Genomic DNA, 1,831 nt, shown 5'->3' with positions numbered 1-1,831 from the left:
CGGGATCGCCAGCGCCACGCCGACCGGGCCGTAGGCGGCGGCCGCACATGCCATCATTGCGCCCGCCGCCACCGACCACGGCACCGACAGGTCGATCTGGCCGAGCAGGATGACTAGCATCATGCCGGTGGCGATGACGCCGAGAAACGAGGCCACCTTGAGCTGCTGCAGCAGATATTCCGGCGACAGGAAGCTGCGCGAATAGAGGCTGCCGACAAACAGCAGCAGCACGATGCAGGCAAAGGCGGTCAGCACCGCGGGATCAGCGCGGCGGATGAATTTCGGCATGCGGCCGGCGATGCCGCCAATCGTCGTTTCGCTCACAGGAACCACTCCAGCCGGTTGCGGACCCTGAACAGGGCGAAGGCGCCGAGGCTGACGGCGATCAGCAGGATGACGCCCTGGAACAGCGGCTGCCAGAGCGGATCGAAATCGAAGACGAAGAGCAGGTCGCCGATGGTGCGGAAGGCGAGCGCGCCGAAGATCGCGCCGATGGCGCTGCCCTTGCCGCCGAACAATGAGACGCCGCCAAGCACCACGGCGGCGATCGAGAACAGCGTATAGGCATTGCCGCTGGCATAGGCCGCCTCGCCCGTATAGGTGAAGAAGGTCAGGAACAGCCCGCCGATCGCGGCCAGCAGGCCGGCGAGCGCATAGGCGGCGAACTTGCCGCGGCGGATCGGCACGCCGGACATGTAGGCCGCCGTCTCCGACGATCCCGCGGCATAGGCCGCGCGGCCGAGCACCGATCGGCTGAACGGCACCCAGACCACGAGCACGACGGCCAGCAGCGCCACCAGGCTCGCCGGCACCACGCCGAACAGCCGCCCGGTCAGCGCGTCGGCGAGATCCTCGTTGACCGAGCCGCCCGGGAACGGCCGAAGCAGCAGCGCGATGCCGAAATAGACCGCGCCGGTGGCGATGGTGGTGACGATCGGCTGCAGCCTTCCGTAGATGACGATGGCACCGTTGATCGCCCCGCACAGCAGCCCGGTGCCGAGCACCGCGACGACGCCGAACGCGGTTTCGATGCCGGTGCCGATGACCAGCCATGAGGCCAGGCAGTTGGTCAGCAGAAAGATCATGCCGACGGAAAGGTCGACGCCGGCGGTGATCACCACCAGCGTCTGCGCCATGGCGACGAAGGCGAGCAGCACGCCCTTGTTGGAAGCCGTCTGCACGACATTGGCGGTAAAGCCCGCCGGATGGTTCGAGGTGTAGATCGTAAACATCACGATGAAGATGCCGAACGCCAGCAGCGTTCCGCGTTGTTCGGCAAGCCAGTAGCGCCAGTCCTTCACGCGTCCGCTCCTTGGCCAACAGGCATCTCTTCGCCATTGATATTGAGCGCGCTGGCGATCAGCGCCCGCTCGGTTATCTCGGCGCCGACCAGCTCGCGCTTGACTGCTCCGTCATAGAGCACCAGCACCCGGTCGCAGCAGCCGATCAGCTCGTCATAGTCGGTCGAGTAAAACAGGATCGCCGCGCCTTGGTCGGCAAGCTTGCGCATCAGCTGATACAGTTCCTGCTTCGTGCCGACATCGATGCCCCGCGTCGGGTCGTTGAGCAGGATGATGCGCGGCTGCCGCATCAGCCATTTGGCGATGACGACCTTCTGCTGGTTGCCGCCGGACAGTGCGCCGACCGGAACGTCGAGGCCTGCCGTCTTGATCGCCAGCAGAGCTACCATGTCGTCGATCAGCCGCTGCTCGGCGGCACGGTCGATGATGCCGCCCCTGGACAGCCGGTCGAGTGCGGCGAAGGAGAGGTTTTCGCGCACCGTCATCGGCAGCATCAGGCCTTCCGTCTTGCGGTCTTCCGGGATCAGCGC

2 protein-coding genes and 1 pseudogene are annotated in these 1,831 nt (G+C 66.0%); all 3 read right to left on the bottom strand.

Annotation, left to right across the window (positions count from 1 at the left end):
• Positions 1-324: pseudogene (locus tag EOA86_RS33130) on the bottom strand (ABC transporter permease); the annotation flags it as partial.
• Entirely contained in the window at positions 321-1,301 is a 981-nt protein-coding gene (locus tag EOA86_RS33125; RefSeq protein WP_128345413.1) for an ABC transporter permease, read from the bottom strand. The pseudogene EOA86_RS33130 and the gene EOA86_RS33125, both read right to left, overlap by 4 nt.
• The coding region (locus EOA86_RS33120) for an ATP-binding cassette domain-containing protein (RefSeq protein ID WP_164892257.1) at positions 1,298-1,831 on the bottom strand (534 nt) is incomplete at its 5' end. The genes EOA86_RS33125 and EOA86_RS33120, both read right to left, overlap by 4 nt.

This window comes from Mesorhizobium sp. M5C.F.Ca.IN.020.32.2.1 (genome assembly GCF_004023105.1).
Lineage (GTDB): Bacteria > Pseudomonadota > Alphaproteobacteria > Rhizobiales > Rhizobiaceae > Mesorhizobium > Mesorhizobium wenxiniae.
Note: the sequence above shows the minus strand (reverse complement) of the source record. Positions and strands in the feature narration are given on the sequence as shown.